The organism is Endozoicomonas sp. YOMI1, assembly GCF_024606345.1.
Classification (GTDB): Bacteria; Pseudomonadota; Gammaproteobacteria; order Pseudomonadales; family Endozoicomonadaceae; genus Endozoicomonas.
This window is the reverse complement of sequence record NZ_JAHHPM010000454.1, coordinates 1-1,751: the sequence shown is the minus strand read 5'-3', so window position 1 is coordinate 1,751 and position 1,751 is coordinate 1. Positions and strand designations below refer to the sequence as shown.

The 1,751-nt window shown below is 43.7% G+C and carries 2 protein-coding genes; both read left to right on the top strand.

Features of this window, described 5'->3' with window-relative positions; translation table 11 throughout:
- Positions 1–234 precede the first annotated feature (234 nt).
- On the top strand, positions 235–930 hold the full coding sequence (locus KDK15_RS16030; protein WP_257296394.1) for a DUF4116 domain-containing protein: 696 nt from the start codon (positions 235–237) through the stop codon (positions 928–930).
- A gap of 204 nt (positions 931–1,134) precedes the next feature.
- Positions 1,135–1,751: PEP/pyruvate-binding domain-containing protein (locus tag KDK15_RS16025; protein WP_257296393.1), on the top strand; the 617-nt coding region annotated here is incomplete at its 3' end.

The window sequence follows — 1,751 nt, the reverse complement described above, 5'->3', positions numbered from 1 at the left end:
AATCAGTGGAACTTTAACTTGCTTGCACAACGACTTAATAACGATTTTTCAGCAGAAGCCGATAGATTCGCCTTGCAACACTGCCTTTTCTCAATGTTTTACAAAGGGGGTTGGAAGATTACCCCCGGTTGTTGCCAGTTATTAAGCAACCACCACCAACAGTTTATTAATCATGTTCAACGGCTGGAAAAGTGCAAACAGGAAAAGCAGGAGGACAATCTTCGGGAAATGTTAATGTGTGATGAGATCGCTGAGAATACCCGCAGGGAACTCTTACATCATCTTTTATTGATAGATCCCGATTACGCTACTCCTGCGGCAGAGCTTATGTATGGCTTGGAAAATCAATACTTTGTTATCAAACCAACCTACCGTTACAACCTGGAGTTTGAAGTTCCACCGGGTCAGCCGCTTTCGGATCATAAACAAAAGGTCAAGAATGCCTTGCAGAAGCATGGGCTGAAATATGCCAGCCAACAGGTTCGAAATGATAAATACGTTGTATTACCAATTATTAAAGAACATCCAAAGGACCTGAAATATGTCAGTAAAGCACTGAAGAATGATAAAGATGTCGTCAGAGCCGCAGTCACTCAAAAAGGCGAGGAGCTGGAACGTGCCAGCCCGGAACTTCAAAATGATGATGACATTGTAATGGCCGCTGTCGCAAAGGAGCCAAGCTCTCTGATGTATGCAAGTGAAAGACTTCGAAGCGATAAAGACATGATTAATATGTTTATTGCTGATAATATTAACCACTTATTTTATGCCAGTGAAAAGATACTTAATGATCGCGATTATTTGCTGGACTTAATTAAACATGATCACCGTGCTTTTATTTATGCTTCTCGCAAACTTAAAACTGATAATACCTTTATCTCCTCAGCAACCCTGAGAAACCCCAAAGTTCGTCAATGCATCCGCAGTTAAGGAACTGTCCTGAATTAACTTGCACATTTCCGATTTTATCCAGTAAAGAGAAAACCTTGCCATGGATTTTGTCCTGTGAACTTTTTAAAAACAACCTTGTATAAATGTTCATCATGTACGATTTTTTTAGCCGAACGATCACTCAAAAAATCAGGCACCAGCCTTGAAATCATGGATGAAAATTTACATTAGAGGGATATCTTAATGTTACACGCCAAGGTCCACATTTCTGATTACCAAAGCCCGATAACTAACCCAAACCCGGGTACCGGGGCCAAAAGTTCATCCAAAAGTTTTATCAAGCATTCTGATACCAGTGGCATTCTGACCGACAAAACTCCATTAACCAACCGCCTCTGCCAATCATCTCTTTCAGCCCCACTACATCAGCCTCCTGACTATCCTCCCCCCAACCGGCAACAACTTGGGGGCAAGGGAATGTTTTTGCATCGCATGCAGGCAGAAAATCTGTCGGTCCCACCGTTCAGATGTGTTACAGCACAGGTAATGAATGCACTTGAACAACACACTCTGGATATCCATTGCTTAGCCCCCTATCTCCCCGATATCGTCGATGCACTGGGGGCGGAGACCAGCCTGGTGAAAATCACGGAATACCTCAATGCCTTACCACCTGAAGAGCAAACCAAAAGGAATAACTGGCTGGCAGGTCTGGCGAGATTTGTTGCCAGTAGTGACTTTTACCAACAGGTTGAACATTCTGAAGCGGCCCGACAGATCAGGGTGCTGCGCTCGGAACTGGACGCATCACAGCCGGTTATTGTCCGCAGTTCTGGTATCAACGAAGATAGCTACGGCGA